Raw genomic sequence first — 14,451 nt, forward strand, 5'->3', positions numbered from 1 at the left:
TCTTCGCGCGGAAAGCAAGGTGGTGGGTTACGCTTCGCTAACCCACCCTACGCATGTTCACGAATAGCTCGGCGCGTCGGGATTGCGGAAGATGTGGATGGGGTCGCCGGGCACGATGTGCCGGCCGGTGAGCATCGCATAGGCGTAGAGCGCGAGATAGGCGATCGCGAGCGCGCCGACGGCGTAGAAGGCCCAGGTCGCAACGCGTTTCATGCCGGCTCCATCGCCTCCTCCGGGAGGCTCTGGTGGCGCTTCTAGATCGAGGGAAACGAAAAGACCAGCCCGGAAGGCCGCCGGACGGTCAAATGACGCCCCAGCCCCGTGCGCGAACATTAAAGCGCGATGAGATTGGGATGAATCATCATCGCGCTTTAGGTTGTTGTTTGAGCATGATCTTTTCGGAAAACCGCTTCACACTTTTCCGGATCATGCTCTAACCTCGACGAGGCTCGCTGCGTCCTCATCCTGATCGACCGCGACATATTGTCCGTGCCAATAGGCGAGCGCTGCGTTGCGGCTCGAGCTCCGGACGTCGCGCACGCGGCCGATGACGATGCCATGCGAGTGACGCTCGACGATCTCCTCAACCTCGCAGTCAAGCGCGGCCAGCGCGCCGGCGAGCAGCGGGACGCCGGAGACGGCTGTTACCCAGTCACTGCCGGCGAAGCGATCGGCGCCCTTCAGCCCGCCCTTACCGGCAAAGCGCTCGGCGAGGTCGAGCTGGTCGGCGTTGAGGATATTCACGCCAAAGGCACCGTGACGCTTGATCAGCGGGAACGAGGAGGCGTCACGGTTGATGCTGACGAGCAGTGTCGGCGGATCGACCGACAGCGACGTCACCGAAGTGACCGTCATGCCGGTGATGTCCCTGCCGCGGCCAGCCGTGATGACGCTGACGCCACCGGTGAGGTGGCGCATGGCGCCGCGGAAATCGGCGGAGGAGATGGTGGTGTCGGTCATGATATGGCGGGCTATCACGTTCATGGCAAGCTCCCCGAAATCAGGGCTCCTGTTATCTAGGTACGCTCATCCGCCGAAAGAAGATGTCGCAGGATCGAGCCTTCGAGGCCCGCGAGCTCCACCGAGCCGCGCTCGCGCGGCCGCGGCGCATTGACCGTGACGTCATGCGCGATGCGGCCCTCCTCGATCACGAGCACGCGATCGGCCAGCGCAACGGCCTCGGCGACGTCGTGCGTCACGAGGATCGCCGTAAAGCCCTGGTCGCGCCAGACGCGCTCCAGGAGCCGCTGCATCGAGATGCGGGTCAAGGCGTCCAGCGCGCCGAGCGGCTCGTCGAAGGCGAGCACGCGGGGCTGGCTGACAAGCGCGCGCGCCAGCGCCACGCGCTGCTTCTGGCCACCCGACAACACCGAGGGCCACTGGTCGCGCTTATCAGCGAGCCCGACCTCGGTCAGCGCGTGCTCGGCGCGCGGATGCGCATCGGAAGAGGCGCGGTCGCGCCCCAACCCGACCTCGACGTTCGACAACACACGTGCCCAGGGCAACAGCCGAGGCTCCTGGAACATCACCCTGATATCCTCGGGCCGCGCCGCCTCGCCGAAGCTGATGGCTCCGGCATCGATCTTGTCGAGTCCGGCTATCAGCCGCAGCAGCGTGCTCTTGCCGCAACCGCTCTTGCCGACGATCGCGACGAACTGGCCGGCGGGGATATGCAGGTCGATGCCACGCAGCACCTCGTTGTCGCCGAAGGATTTGCGCAAGCCGCGAATGGTGAGCGACAGGCCGGGCGTCGGCTGGTCCTGACGTGCAACACGGGCCTGCCGGGCAAAGCTGGTGCGCTCGGCGCGTTCGGTCTCGGGAAGGAGAAGGGCTGTCTGCATGTTTGTCTCAGCGTTTCTGGAAGGCAGGATGCCAGGCGAGCGTCAGGCGCTCGAGCAGGCGCGAGGCGCTGTCGGCGAGCTTGCCGAGCAGGGCGTAGATCAGGATCGACAGCACCACAACGTCGATCAGCATGAATTCGCGCGCCTGCATCGCCATGTAGCCGAGGCCGGAGGACGCCGCGATCGTCTCGGCGACGATCAGCGTCAGCCACATGATGCCGAGCGCGAAGCGGATGCCGACGAAGATCGATGGCAGCGCACCGGGAAAGATCACGCGGCGAAACAACTCGCCGTCGCTCATGCCGTAGATGCGGCCCATCTCGATGAGCTGCGGGTCGACGGTGCGAATACCATGCAGCGTGTTGAGATAGATCGGGAAGAAGACGCCAAGCGCCACCAGGAACAGCTTTGCACTCTCATCGATGCCGAACCACAGGATGACGAGCGGGATCAGCGCCAGATGCGGCACGTTGCGCACCATCTGAAGCGTCGTGTCGGTCAGCTTTGACGAGAGCTGCGAAAGGCCATTTGCTAGTCCGAAAGCAAAGCCGATGCTGCCGCCGATCAGAAAACCGATCGAGGCGCGCCAGAAGCTGACCCAGATGTTGCGGACGAGCTCGCCGGAGAGCAGCAGCTTCCAGCCCGCGAGCGCGACGTCGCTCGGTGCCGGCAGCACTCGCGTCGGGACGAGGCCGGCGACGCAGGCGATCTGCCAGACGACGATGATGGCGAGCGGCACGATCCACTGGATCAGACCGTCGGCGCGCGGCAGGCGGACGCTGCGCGGAAGGGGAATGCTGTCGATAAGGCTCATGACTGCGACACCTGCTTCTGCGGACGGAAATCGCTGCCGACGGTCTCGCCGAACGGACCGCCATTGAAGTGAAGCTTCGTCACGTTGCTCGGCAGCTCGAGCGAGAGCAGCGGGAACACCAGCTCCGCGAAGCGATAGGCTTCCTCGAGATGCGGATAGCCCGACAGGATGAAGGTATCGATGCCGAGATCCTGATATTCCCTGATGCGAGCCGCGACGGTCTGGGCGTCGCCGACCAGCGCCGTTCCGGCGCCGCCGCGCACGAGGCCGACACCAGCCCAGAGGTTCGGGCTGATCTCGAGCTTGTCGCGCCTGCCGCCATGCAGCTGTGCCATGCGCTGCTGGCCGACCGAATCCATGCGCGCAAAGTTCTTCTGCGCCAGCGCGATGGTCTCGTCGCTGACATGCTTGATCAGCTCGTTGGCAGCCTGCCAGGCCTCTTCGTTGGTCTCGCGCACGATGACATGCAGACGGATGCCGAAGGACAGCTTTCGCCCGCGTAGCGCCGCAACCTCCCTCACCTTGGCGATCTTCTCGGCGACCTGCGCCGGAGGCTCGCCCCAGGTGAGATATTTATCGACGGCGTCGACGGCGACGTCGATGCCGGCATCCGACGAGCCGCCGAAATAGAGCGGCGGACGCGGCGACTGCACCGGGTGGAACAGCAGCTTGCCATCCTCGATGCGGATGTGCTTGCCCTCGACATTCACGGTCTTGCCGGCAAGCAGGTCGCTATAGACGTTGAGGAACTCGCGGGTGACCTCGTAGCGTTCATCATGGGCGAGGAAGATGCCATCGCCCTTGTTCTCGACCGGGTCGCCGCCGGTGACGACGTTGACCAGGAGCCGGCCGTTGGTGACGCGGTCGAGCGTGGCGGTCATGCGCGCGGCAACGCTTGGCGATTGCAGGCCGGGCCTGACAGCAACGAGATAGCGCAGCCGCTCGGTGAACGGCGCGACCGCGGAGGCAACGATCCAGGAATCCTCGCAGCTCCGTCCCGTCGGTAGTAGCACGCCGTAATAGCCGAGTTGGTCAGCCGCCTGCGCGATCTGGCGCAGGTAGTTGAAATTCACTTCGCGGCCGCCGATGCCGGTGCCGAGATAGCGGCCGTCGCCATGGGTCGGCAGGAACCAGAGTATGTTGGCGTTACCTTGCTTGCTCATGACCTTGCTCATGTTCCCGGCCTCCGCGCCACGTCGGAGATCTTGATTGCTTTGGGGATCAGGTTGAGTGCGAAGAACGCATCAGCAACCTGCTGCTGATCGGCGATCACGGAGTCGGTGATCGGCTTGATGCCGTAGGACTGGCGCTTGAGCGCCACCTCGACCACGGGCACGGACAGTCCGGTCGACGGCGCGAGTTGCTCGGCAACCGCATGGATGTCGCCCTTGGCCCAGTCGTCGACCGCACGGAGCTCGTCGAGCACGGTGTCGACAATCTTTGGATTGGCCTCGATGAACTTCTTCGAGGAGAAATAGAACTGATAGTTCGCCACGATGTTGGTGCCGTCGGCGAGCGTCCGCGCGCCGGTTGCGGCTTCGGCGGCCGACTGGAACGGATCCCAGATCACCCAGGCATCGATCGATCCGCGCTCGAAGGCGGCGCGGGCATCGGCGGGTGCCAGGAACACCGGCTCGATCTCGGAATATTTGACACCGGCCTTCTCCAGCGCCTTGACGAGGAGATAATGAACGTTGGAGCCCTTGTTCAGCGCGACCTTCTTGCCCTTGAGGTCGGCGACCGACTTCAGCGGGCTGTCCTTCGGCACCAGGATCGCCTCGCCCTTCGGCGCCGGCGGCTCATAGGCGATATACTGGATTGGCGCACCGGCAGCCTGCGCGAAGATCGGCGGGGCTTCGCCGGCGTTGCCGAAATCGATCGCGCCGACGTTGAGCGCTTCGAGCAGCGGCGGGCCGGAGGGAAATTCCGTCCACACCACCTTGTAGCCCTCCGCCGCGAGCTTCGGCTCCAGCGTGCCCTTGCTCTTCAGGAGCACCAGCTTGCCGTATTTCTGGTAGCCGATGCGGACGACCTTGTCCTGGCCGTAGGATGTGCCGACAGCCGCCGCCACGATGCCCAGCGACAGCACGATGGCCGCGATCACGCGTTGAACGATACGCCTCATGTTCAAACCTTTGGAAACGGGAAGGCCGGTCGGCACGGTCAGGCTGCCGTGTTGCGCCAGACGATGTCGCGGATGGCGATGGGCTTCGGGATCAGGCCGAGCTTGTAGAAGCGATCGGCGACACCCTGCTGGGTCGCGGTGATGTCCTCGGTGACGGGCCCGACGACGAAGGACGAGCGGTTGGCTGCAATGGTCTGGATGTCGAGGGGAATGCCGGTCACTGCGGCGAGCGACTTCGCGACTTCATCGCGATGCTGCTCGGCCCAGCGGCCGGTCCCTGCCGTCACCTCAACGATCTGTTGCAGGACAGAACCGTGGTTCCTCGCGAAATCGCGGTTGGCGATATAGAACGAGTTGGTCTTGGTGACCTCGCGTGCGTTGATCAGGATGCGGCCGTTCTGCTTGGTCTCGCCGATCGCAAAATACGGATCCCAGATCGCCCACGCATCGATGCTGCCATTCGCAAACGCCGGACCGGCATCCGGCGGCGTCAGATAGACCGGCGTGATGTCAGCATAGGTGAGGCCGGCCTTCTCCAGCGCCTGTACCACGACGTTGTGAGCGCTCGACCCCTTGGTGAATCCTATGCGCCTGCCTTTCAGCTCGGCAATCGAGCGGATCGGCGAGTCCTTGGGGACAAGAATGCCTTGGCCGTTGGTGATCGGCTGGCCTGCCGCATAAACGATCGCCGCGCCCGCCGCCTGGGCAAACACCGGCGGGGAATCGCCGACCGCACCATAGTCGATGCTGCCGACATTCATCGCCTCCATCATCGGCGGGCCGGAGGAGAACTCGACCCATTTCACCTCGATGCCTTGCGAAGAGAAATGTTTTTCCAACGCGGCCTGCTGTCGCGTAATGACCAGCACGCCGTTTTTCTGATAGCCGATACGAATCTCCTTTACGCCGGTTTGCGCGTCTGCGCGCGACGACAGCGCCGCAAACGCTGCCGTTCCAGCCGTGAGTTTCAGAAAATTCCGACGTTGCATTCCCCGCTCCCGACCGCGAGCGGTCGACATTCATTGCGATGCAGGAATGATGGTGCGCCTTACGGAAGCTGTCGAGACGCCCGGAAAAAAAGCGACACGCGCACTGCGGCTGCGGCAATGCGCATGATTAATCTTTCAATTGCCGAAGCGAATGCAGAGAGAAATTTTCCGCACGCGAACGTGAAATCGCACCCGGCCGCGCGACCTTTCACGCGCTAATGACTCCACCACACCGGCAGGTTCAACAGACCTCGGAACGCCCAACCACCGATCCGCACCGGCTCGTCGTCGACGATCTGCAAGTTCTTCGCCTTCGCGAATACGGTCGGCAGGGCAACGTCGGCGATCATGGCGCGCGACGCCCAGGCGCCGGCGCAGAAATGCGGGCCGGCGCCGAAGGCGACGCTCTTTGAGGCATCACGTCTCACGTCGAATTCATCGGCACGCTCAAAATGCTTCTCGTCGCGATTGGCTGAGCCGAACATCAGGAACACGCGCTCGTTGGCCTCGAACGAGACCTCGCGGATGGTCCACGGCTTTGCAATCCGGCGCGGCGACATGCCGATCGGCGAAATCCAGCGGGCATATTCCTCGAACGCCTTGAGCCACGATACTTCGCCGCGCCGGACGAGTTCGAACTGGTCAGGATGGGTGAGGAGCGCCCAGAGGGTGCCGGCGATGGCCTTGCGCGGCTCATTCTGGCCGCCTGAGATCGCCAGCTTGACGTTGGCGCGCACACTCTGCATCGGCATGCCCGATGCCAGCATCACGCCCAACAAGCTCTGGTCCGGATTTTTCTGCATGACCGGCAGCATGTCGTCGATCGCCGCGTCGATGCCGGCGGTCGCCCCATGGCAGCGCGCTTCCACGGCGGGATCGCCAGTATAGTTCGCGATGCCGTCGATCATCGCCTGCGACCAGGCGTCCATCTCGGCAAAGCCGATATTGGTGAGGCCGGTGATCGACTTCAGGCATTCGCCCGAGAACGGCAGCGCGAAGTCGCGCATGAAATCGATCCGCGTGTCCGGCTCGATGCCATCGATGATGCGATCGGCATGGGCCTGGAACTGCGCGGTCCAGTGCGCCTTCACCGTCTTGGGCGAGATGGTCGGAAATATCGCACGACGCTCGACCTGGTGCGCCTCGCCATCCTTGCGCATCATGTTGTGGCCCATCAGCTTGTTCATGAGCCCCTCGGGCTGGTGCGAGGAGAACACGTCGATCTTCTTTTCGGAGATCGAGATGTCGTCGCGGCTCACGAGCAGCGTCGAGCCGAGCTGCGGCACGAAGGCGATCGGCGCCTCCTTGCGCATTTTCGCAAGCATCGGATAGGGATCGTTCCAGAACGAGACCGGGTCAATATCGATGCGCGGCGCGGTGCTCAAGCTCGTTTCCTCGGAATTCTTGTTTGCTTCTCTCAAAGGATATCAACATCGGCATCGCGCCGGAAGCCAGCCGTTCCAATGCCTCATGGGTCGCGGCTCTGCGCAGCAGCGCTGCGCGTCCGGGACACGAGGATGAACGGATTTGCGGACAGTCTCGTGCTCCGGACGCAGGGCAGCGCCACTTCCGCGGTGCGCTGCTGAGCCGGGGCCTATGCCGGACGATGCGGAGCACCCTACCCCGCCGCCGCTTTCGCCGGCGGCACGTTGATCGCGAGCTTGCCGTAGCGATCGGTGAAGGCTTGCGTGTCGATCTCCTCGAGCTCGATCTCGCCGCTCATCACGGCCTTCTTCCAGGCCTCCTGCTCCGGATCGTTCTGGAACTCCGGCATCACCTCGCGCGCGAACAACTCGAGCGACTCGCAGATGTGCTCATGGCTGTTCTTGCCGGCCTGGTTGAGCAGGATCACCTGGTCGATATGGGAGGTGCGGAAGCGCCGGAGCTTTTTGCGGATCGTTTCCGGCGAGCCGATCAGGCCGCCGCGCAGCGCGGCCTCCTGCGCTTCAGGATTGTCGCGCTTCCACTTGTTGTACTCGTCCCACATGTTGACGGTGCCGGGCGCCGGCCGCTGGCGGTTCTGCGAGGCGCCGTAGAAGCGCAGCGCGAACTGGAAGAAGGTTGCGCCATCGGCCCGCGCTCGCGCCTCCTCATCCGTCTTCGCGCACATGAAGAACGACACCAGCGCCATGTTCGGGTTGATCTCGTAGTCTGCCAATTTGTGCAGCCGCTTGGTCATCGCGTTGTAATAGGCGTGCACCCACGCATGCGCGGCGTCCGCGCTGACGAACTGGAAGCCGAGCGCGCCAAAGCCGTGGCGGCCGGCACGCTCGATGGTCGGAAGCTGCGAGCAGGCCATCCATAGGGGCGGGTGCGGCTTCTGCAGCGGTTTCGGCACGACGTTGCGCAGGGGCATGTCGAACCATTTCCCGTGATGCTCGCAGCCGCCATCCCGAAACATCGGGAAGATCGCGCGCACCGCCTCCTCGAAGATCTCCTTCTTGGTCTCCATGTCGCGGCCGAACGGCTCGAGTTCGGTTATCGAAGCGCTCTCGCCCATGCCGAACTCACAGCGGCCATTACTGAGGAGATCGAGCACCGCGACGCGCTCGGCGACGCGCGCGGGATGGTTGGTGGTGAGCTGGAGGATGCCGTGGCCGAGGCGGATCTGTCGCGTGCGCTGGCTCGCGGCGGCCAGGAAGGATTCCGGCGACGGCGAGTGCGAATATTCTTCGAGGAAGTGATGCTCGACCACCCAGGCGTGGTCGTAGCCGAGGCTATCGGCAAGTTCCATCTGAGTCAGGGCATTCTGGTAGAGCCGGAGCTCGTCGCCCGCCACCCACGGACGCGGCAATTGCAGCTCATAGAAGATGCCGAACTTCATGACGCCTCTCCCAAGATTGTTTTTATTGCGGGCATCTTATTGAGCGGGGCCGCACTGTCCATGGCGCCCCAATTCCGCCCGGCGGGACGCCAGCGCAAAACATCGAAAACAACCCCATGCAAAGTAGCCGATAGCTTCCCGCCCCGCTCGTCGCAGCCGTGTGGTGAAGTGCCTGCAGACCGTTGATTCAGATCAAGGAGATCTGCCGTCCGATACCTATGGTGTGGCCAGGTAACGGCCCGGAAGCCGTCCAATTCCTAAATTTCAGAGAGACCGAATATGTCGGCCCCTGACGACACGACTGGGCGCGTGCGCCGCAAGCGCATGGAGATCTTCGCGTTCCTGTTCCTGACCGCGGTTGTGATGCCCGCCCTCGCGGTCGGAACGGTCGGCAGCTACGGGCTCGCCGTGTGGATCTACCAGATGTTCGCAGGCCCTCCCGGCCCGCCTCCCCCACATTGAATTCCCGCAGCGAAAGACCGAGATCATGGCCCAAGCCACACTCAACCGCCGCGCATTGATCACCGGCAGGGTGCTCAGCGCCGACCGCATCATCCCGCCGCCCGGAGGCGAGATCGCCAGCATTCTGGTGCAGGCGCGCCCCGAGCGCCTGGCGGAGGTCGAGGCCGATATCACGGCTCTGCCCGGCTGCGAAATCCACGGCCGCGATGCGCGCGGCAAGCTGGTCGTCGTTGTCGAAGCGCCGGATGCCGGCAGCCTCGGCACCATGCTCAACGACATCCAGTCCATGCCGCACGTCTATTCCGCGGCGCTCGTCTTTCACGCCATCGAAACTGCCTGAGACCGCGTCGCTGACGCCGGGAGAACCGTTATGACCTCACCGAAGATCGACCGCCGCCAGATGCTGAAGCTGGAGGCCGCGGCGATCGCAGCCGCCGCAGCAGGCATGCCGACGCCGGCGCTCGCCGCCAACCTCGTCACCGAGCGTGACGGCAGCGAATTGAAATGGGACAAGGCCGCCTGCCGCTTCTGTGGCACCGGGTGCTCCGTCATGGTCGCAACCAAGGACAACCGCGTGGTCGCCACCCACGGCGACATCAAGGCCGAGGTCAATCGCGGCCTCAACTGCGTCAAGGGCTACTTCCTCTCCAAGATCATGTACGGCCATGATCGCCTGACCCAGCCGATGCTGCGCAAGACGAACGGCAAATACGACAAGGACGGCGAGTTCACACCGGTGTCGTGGGACGAAGCCTTCGACATCATGGCCGAGAAGTGGAAGGACGCGCTGAAGAAGCGTGGGCCCAGCGGCGTCGGCATGTTCGGCTCCGGACAGTGGACGATCTGGGAAGGCTACGCGGCCTCAAAACTCTACAAGGCCGGCTTCCGGAGCAACAACATCGACCCCAACGCGCGCCACTGCATGGCCTCGGCAGTCGCCGGCATGATGCGCACCTTCGGCATCGACGAGCCGGCCGGCTGCTATGACGACATCGAGGCCACCGATGCCTTCGTGCTGTGGGGCTCCAACATGGCCGAGATGCACCCGATCCTGTGGACGCGCGTCACCGACCGCCGCCTCTCCGCGCCACATGTCCGCGTCGCCGTGCTTTCGACCTTCGAGCATCGCTCGTTCGACCTCGCCGACATCGGCATGGTGTTCGTGCCGCAGACCGATCTCTACATCCTCAACGCGATCGCCAACCACATCATCAAGACCGGTCGCGTCAACAAGGATTTCGTCACTGCGCATGCCATCTTCAGGCGCGGGCAAACCGACATTGGCTATGGCCTGCGGCCCGATCATCCCCTTCAGAAGAAGGCGACCGGCGCGGCGAAGGCCAACGACTCCACCGATATGAGCTACGACGAGTTCGCAAAATTCGTGTCGGACTACACGCTGGAGAAAGCGGCAAAGATGTCCGGCGTGCCACTCAATCGGCTCGAGGCGCTGGCCGAACTCTACGCCGATCCCAAGACCAAGGTGGTCTCGTTCTGGACCATGGGCTTCAACCAGCACACCCGCGGCGTCTGGGCCAACAATCTCGTCTACAACATCCATCTCTTGACCGGAAAGATCGCCTCGCCCGGCAACAGCCCGTTCTCGCTGACCGGCCAGCCATCGGCCTGCGGCACCGCGCGCGAGGTCGGCACCTTCTCGCACCGCCTGCCGGCAGACATGGTCGTCACCAACAAGGAGCATCGCGACAAGACCGAGCACATCTGGCAACTGCCGGAGGGCACGATTCCCGACAAGCCTGGCTATCATGCCGTGCTGCAGAGCCGGATGCTGAAAGATGGCCTGCTCAACGCCTACTGGGTGCAGGTCAACAACAACCTGCAAGCGGGACCCAACATCAACGAGGAAACCTATCCGGGCTTCCGCAACCCCGACAATTTCATCGTGGTCTCGGATGCCTACCCGACCGTGACGGCGCTCGCGGCCGACCTCATCCTGCCGACGGCGATGTGGGTGGAGAAGGAAGGCGCCTACGGCAATGCCGAACGGCGCACGCAATTCTGGCATCAGCTCGTTACATCTCCGGGCGAATCCAAATCCGACCTCTGGCAACTCATGGAGTTTTCAAAACGCTTCAAGATCGAGGAGGTCTGGCCCGAGGAGCTGATCGCCAAGAAGGCGGAATATCGCGGCAAGACCCTGTTCGACGTGCTGTACAAGAACGGCCAAGTCGACAAATTCCCGACCTCGGAGATCGAGGAGGGCTACGCCAACGACGAATCCAAGGCGTTCGGCTTCTACGTGCAGAAGGGGTTGTTCGAGGAATATGCCGCCTTCGGCCGCGGCCATGGTCACGACCTTGCGCCGTTCGAAAGCTATCACCGCGAGCGCGGCCTGCGCTGGCCCGTCGTCAACGGCCAGGAGACCAAGTGGCGTTTCCGCGAGGGGAGCGATCCCTATGTGAAGCAGGGCACGGACGTGCAGTTCTACGGCTACCCCGACGGCAAGGCGCGCATCTTTGCACTGCCTTTCGAGCCGGCGGCGGAATCGCCGGACAATGACTATCCGTACTGGCTCTCGACCGGCCGCGTGCTGGAGCATTGGCATTCCGGCACCATGACGCGCCGCGTGCCTGAGCTCTACAAGGCCTTCCCGGAGGCTGTCTGCTTCATGCATCCCGACGACGCGCAGGACGCAAAGCTGCGCCGCGGCGACGAGGTGAAGGTCGTGTCCCGCCGCGGCTACATCCGCGCTCGCGTCGAGACGCGGGGCCGCGACCGGCCGCCGCGCGGGCTGGTGTTTGTGCCCTGGTTCGACGAGTCCAAGCTGATCAACAAGGTGACGCTGGACGCCACCGATCCGATCTCGCTGCAAACCGACTTCAAGAAATGCGCCGTGCGCATCGAGCGGGTGTGACTATGATGAAACGATCCGGAATCCTCCTTCTGGCGCTCGCCATTGCCGTGGGCGCGAGCTCGCTGACCGCGCAGACGGTGACTTCGGGCCTGCGCGGGCCGACCCCGCTCAACGATGAAGGGCCGGCGCCACCGATGCTGCCGAACCGCAACACCTCCGAGAAGGAGTCGCGCAACTATCCGGAGCAGCCGCCGGTGATCCCGCATTCGATCGACGGCTATCAGATCGACCTCAACAGCAACAAGTGCCTGTCCTGCCATGCACGCTCGCGCACGTCGGAATCACAGGCACCAATGGTCTCGATCACGCACTTCATGGACCGTGACGGCCAGTTCCTGGCCTCGATCTCGCCGCGGCGCTTCTTCTGCACGGAATGCCACGTGCCGCAGAACACCGCAACTCCGCCGGTCAGCAACGACTTCACCGACATCGACACGCTGCTCTCGCGTTCAAGCCCCGGTGGCCGCCGATGACGACGACCGCCGACGACCCCAATGTAGACCCCAAAGCCAAGCGCGGCTTTCTCGCCCGAAGCTGGGATTTCGCGCTCGAGCTGTGGGGCGTGCTGACGCGGCCGAGCACGGTGTTCGCATTGGGCACGCTGGTGCTCGCGGGCTTCGTGGCCGGCGTCATCTTCTGGGGCGGCTTCAACACCGCGCTGGAGCTGACCAACACCGAGAAATTCTGCACCAGTTGCCATGAGATGCGGGACAACGTGTTCGCCGAGCTGAAGTCCACGATCCACTTTACCAACCGCTCCGGCGTGCGCGCGACCTGCCCGGACTGCCACGTCCCGCACAACTGGACCGACAAGATCGCGCGCAAGATGCAGGCCTCAAAGGAAGTCTGGGGCAAGATTTTCGGCACCATCGACACCCGCGAGAAATTCACCGATCGCAGGCTCGAGCTGGCAGCGCACGAATGGGCCCGCTTCAAGGCCAATGATTCGTTGGAGTGCCGCAACTGCCATAGCGCCGATTCCATGGACATCACCAAGCAGTCGCCGCGGGCTTCGGTGGCGCACCAGCGCTTCCTGTTCACCGGCGAGAAAACCTGCATCGACTGCCACAAGGGCATCGCCCACCACCTGCCCGACATGCGCGGCGTTCCCGGCTGGCAATAGGGCTGGCGCCGCCGCTTGAACCGACGGGCGGAATGGTTAGTTTTGGGGACGGGCGAATCGATCATTTTCGCCCTCCCTCAAGACGAAAATGCCGACATTTACCCCGCATCAGGATGCCGCCCTCAAGGACGTCGCCGACTGGCTCAAGGCAAAGCCAGGCCGTAACGGCACGCCGCCGATCTTCCGCCTGTTCGGCTTTGCCGGAACCGGCAAGACCACGCTGGCGCGGCACATCGCGGACGGGGTCGACGGCGAGGTCAAGTTTGCGGCCTTCACCGGCAAGGCGGCACTCGTCATGCGCAACAAGGGCTGCGACAACGCCTCCACCATCCATTCGCTGATCTATCGCGCCCGCGAGTCCGGCGAGGAGCAGCCGAGCTTCGAGCTCTGGGACGACGCGCCGGCCTCCAAGGCCAAGCTGATCGTGATCGACGAATGCTCGATGGTCGATGCGGAGCTCGGCCGCGACCTGATGTCGTTCGACTGTCCGCTGCTCGTGCTCGGCGACCCCGCGCAATTGCCGCCGATCCAGGGCGGCGGCTTCTTCACCAACACCGAGCCCGACGCGATGCTGACCGAGGTGCATCGCCAGGCGCAGGATGATCCGATCGTGCGGATGTCGATGGACATCCGCGAGGGCCGTGAGCTCGAAATCGGCCGCTATGGCGAGAGCGAGGTCGTCTCGCGCAAGGAGCTCGATCCGGACCGCGTCATGAGCGCCGACCAGATCCTGGTCGGCCGCAACAACACCCGCCGCGCCTACAACATGCGCGTGCGCCAGCGCCAGAACATCGAGGACCAGTTTCCGGTCGCCGGCGACAAGCTGGTGTGCCTGCGCAACAATCGCAAGAAGGGCCTGTTCAACGGCGGCCTGTGGCGCGTGAAATCGCGCAACACCTCGCGCTCGAAGTCACGCATCCTCAGCATGCGGCTGTCGCCCGACGAGGACTTCGGTCACAAGGTGACCAAGGTCTCGGTGCGCGCCGATTGCTTCGAGGGCGGGATCGAGCAGATCGCCTGGGAGCAGCGCAAGCCCTATGACGAGTTCGATTACGGCTATGTACTGACCGTGCACAAGTCGCAGGGCTCGCAATGGGACGACGTCGTGCTGTTCGACGAGAGCTTTGCGTTCCAGGACAGCCGCGCCAGGTGGCTGTACACCGGGGTTACCCGCGCGGCGAAGAGGCTGAGCGTGGTGGTGTGATCTACGGGGCCCGGGCACGTCGCAGCGACAACCTCCGCTCGTCATCCCGGACAAGCGAAGCGCAGATCCGGGATCCATAACCACAGGGAGTGGTTTGGCGAAGACTCGGGGTTATCAGCTTCGCGTCACAACCACTCCCTGTGGTTATGGGTCCCGGCCCCCGTGCGCAATTGCGCACTAGGCCGGGACGACAC

General features: G+C 63.9%; 15 protein-coding genes. 6 read left to right on the plus strand and 9 right to left on the minus strand.

From position 1 onward, the window contains the following. Positions 1 to 57 precede the first annotated feature (57 nt). The 9 genes from SO156_RS11025 to SO156_RS11065 form a co-directional block, all read right to left on the minus strand. Positions 58 to 213: a hypothetical protein gene (locus SO156_RS11025; protein WP_458150477.1), complete on the minus strand. Its 156-nt coding sequence runs from the start codon at positions 211 to 213 to the stop codon at positions 58 to 60. Positions 214 to 426: 213 nt separating this feature from the next. Continuing rightward, positions 427 to 984 carry a flavin reductase family protein gene (locus tag SO156_RS11030; protein WP_498534810.1) on the minus strand — a complete coding sequence of 186 codons (558 nt, stop codon included), beginning with the start codon at positions 982 to 984 and terminating at the stop codon, positions 427 to 429. Between the two features lie 32 nt (positions 985 to 1,016). Further along, positions 1,017 to 1,841: an ATP-binding cassette domain-containing protein gene (locus SO156_RS11035; protein WP_498534811.1), complete on the minus strand. Its 825-nt coding sequence runs from the start codon at positions 1,839 to 1,841 to the stop codon at positions 1,017 to 1,019. 7 nt (positions 1,842 to 1,848) lie between these two features. After that, positions 1,849 to 2,655: an aliphatic sulfonate ABC transporter permease SsuC gene (gene ssuC, locus SO156_RS11040; protein WP_498534812.1), complete on the minus strand. Its 807-nt coding sequence runs from the start codon at positions 2,653 to 2,655 to the stop codon at positions 1,849 to 1,851. Next, positions 2,652 to 3,830 carry an FMNH2-dependent alkanesulfonate monooxygenase gene (gene ssuD / locus SO156_RS11045; RefSeq protein ID WP_498534813.1) on the minus strand — a complete coding sequence of 393 codons (1,179 nt, stop codon included), beginning with the start codon at positions 3,828 to 3,830 and terminating at the stop codon, positions 2,652 to 2,654. Before ssuD ends, ssuC begins: the two co-directional genes overlap by 4 nt. Beyond that, on the minus strand, positions 3,827 to 4,780 hold the full coding sequence (locus tag SO156_RS11050; protein ID WP_498534814.1) for a sulfonate ABC transporter substrate-binding protein: 954 nt from the start codon (positions 4,778 to 4,780) through the stop codon (positions 3,827 to 3,829). Before SO156_RS11050 ends, ssuD begins: the two co-directional genes overlap by 4 nt. A 38-nt stretch (positions 4,781 to 4,818) precedes the next feature. Then, entirely contained in the window at positions 4,819 to 5,769 is a 951-nt protein-coding gene (locus SO156_RS11055) for a sulfonate ABC transporter substrate-binding protein (RefSeq protein ID WP_498534815.1), read from the minus strand. Between the two features lie 215 nt (positions 5,770 to 5,984). Next, positions 5,985 to 7,154: a cytochrome P450 gene (locus tag SO156_RS11060; RefSeq protein WP_498534816.1), complete on the minus strand. Its 1,170-nt coding sequence runs from the start codon at positions 7,152 to 7,154 to the stop codon at positions 5,985 to 5,987. 233 nt (positions 7,155 to 7,387) lie between these two features. Then, entirely contained in the window at positions 7,388 to 8,593 is a 1,206-nt protein-coding gene (locus tag SO156_RS11065) for an LLM class flavin-dependent oxidoreductase (RefSeq protein ID WP_498534817.1), read from the minus strand. A 279-nt stretch (positions 8,594 to 8,872) separates the two neighbouring features. Here SO156_RS11065 and napE point away from each other — a divergent pair, with 279 nt between their 5' ends. From napE to SO156_RS11095, 6 genes are all read left to right on the plus strand, one after another. Continuing rightward, positions 8,873 to 9,055: a periplasmic nitrate reductase, NapE protein gene (gene napE, locus SO156_RS11070; RefSeq protein WP_027523184.1), complete on the plus strand. Its 183-nt coding sequence runs from the start codon at positions 8,873 to 8,875 to the stop codon at positions 9,053 to 9,055. A 25-nt stretch (positions 9,056 to 9,080) separates the two neighbouring features. Then, positions 9,081 to 9,395: a chaperone NapD gene (locus SO156_RS11075; protein ID WP_458150486.1), complete on the plus strand. Its 315-nt coding sequence runs from the start codon at positions 9,081 to 9,083 to the stop codon at positions 9,393 to 9,395. A gap of 30 nt (positions 9,396 to 9,425) precedes the next feature. Then, complete coding sequence (gene napA / locus SO156_RS11080; protein ID WP_458150487.1) at positions 9,426 to 11,930, plus strand: nitrate reductase catalytic subunit NapA; 2,505 nt, start codon at positions 9,426 to 9,428, stop codon at positions 11,928 to 11,930. A gap of 2 nt (positions 11,931 to 11,932) precedes the next feature. Further along, a complete protein-coding gene (locus tag SO156_RS11085) occupies positions 11,933 to 12,403 on the plus strand; it encodes a nitrate reductase cytochrome c-type subunit (RefSeq protein ID WP_498534818.1) in 471 nt (156 codons plus the stop codon). After that, positions 12,400 to 13,053, plus strand: a complete 654-nt coding sequence (locus tag SO156_RS11090) for a NapC/NirT family cytochrome c (RefSeq protein WP_458150489.1) — start codon at positions 12,400 to 12,402, stop codon at positions 13,051 to 13,053. The genes SO156_RS11085 and SO156_RS11090 overlap by 4 nt, the downstream gene beginning before the upstream one ends. A gap of 88 nt (positions 13,054 to 13,141) precedes the next feature. Then, positions 13,142 to 14,257 (plus strand): ATP-dependent DNA helicase, encoded by a 1,116-nt coding sequence (locus SO156_RS11095; protein ID WP_498534819.1) that lies wholly within the window; start codon positions 13,142 to 13,144, stop codon positions 14,255 to 14,257. The last annotated feature ends 194 nt before the right edge of the window (positions 14,258 to 14,451 follow it).

This window comes from Bradyrhizobium sp. UFLA05-125 (assembly GCF_059803515.1).

Excerpts from the sequence above, each read along its gene's own strand:
- SO156_RS11025 (WP_458150477.1), bottom strand. The coding sequence starts at position 213 with ATGAAACGCGTTGCGACCTGGGCCTTCTACGCCGTCGGCGCGCTCGCG.
- SO156_RS11030 (WP_498534810.1), bottom strand. The coding sequence starts at position 984 with ATGAACGTGATAGCCCGCCATATCATGACCGACACCACCATCTCCTCC.
- SO156_RS11035 (WP_498534811.1), bottom strand. The coding sequence starts at position 1,841 with ATGCAGACAGCCCTTCTCCTTCCCGAGACCGAACGCGCCGAGCGCACC.
- ssuC (WP_498534812.1), bottom strand. The coding sequence starts at position 2,655 with ATGAGCCTTATCGACAGCATTCCCCTTCCGCGCAGCGTCCGCCTGCCG.
- ssuD (WP_498534813.1), bottom strand. The coding sequence starts at position 3,830 with ATGAGCAAGGTCATGAGCAAGCAAGGTAACGCCAACATACTCTGGTTC.
- SO156_RS11050 (WP_498534814.1), bottom strand. The coding sequence starts at position 4,780 with ATGAGGCGTATCGTTCAACGCGTGATCGCGGCCATCGTGCTGTCGCTG.
- SO156_RS11055 (WP_498534815.1), bottom strand. The coding sequence starts at position 5,769 with ATGCAACGTCGGAATTTTCTGAAACTCACGGCTGGAACGGCAGCGTTT.
- SO156_RS11065 (WP_498534817.1), bottom strand. The coding sequence starts at position 8,593 with ATGAAGTTCGGCATCTTCTATGAGCTGCAATTGCCGCGTCCGTGGGTG.
- napE (WP_027523184.1), top strand. The coding sequence starts at position 8,873 with ATGTCGGCCCCTGACGACACGACTGGGCGCGTGCGCCGCAAGCGCATG.
- SO156_RS11075 (WP_458150486.1), top strand. The coding sequence starts at position 9,081 with ATGGCCCAAGCCACACTCAACCGCCGCGCATTGATCACCGGCAGGGTG.
- napA (WP_458150487.1), top strand. The coding sequence starts at position 9,426 with ATGACCTCACCGAAGATCGACCGCCGCCAGATGCTGAAGCTGGAGGCC.
- SO156_RS11085 (WP_498534818.1), top strand. The coding sequence starts at position 11,933 with ATGATGAAACGATCCGGAATCCTCCTTCTGGCGCTCGCCATTGCCGTG.
- SO156_RS11090 (WP_458150489.1), top strand. The coding sequence starts at position 12,400 with ATGACGACGACCGCCGACGACCCCAATGTAGACCCCAAAGCCAAGCGC.
- SO156_RS11095 (WP_498534819.1), top strand. The coding sequence starts at position 13,142 with ATGCCGACATTTACCCCGCATCAGGATGCCGCCCTCAAGGACGTCGCC.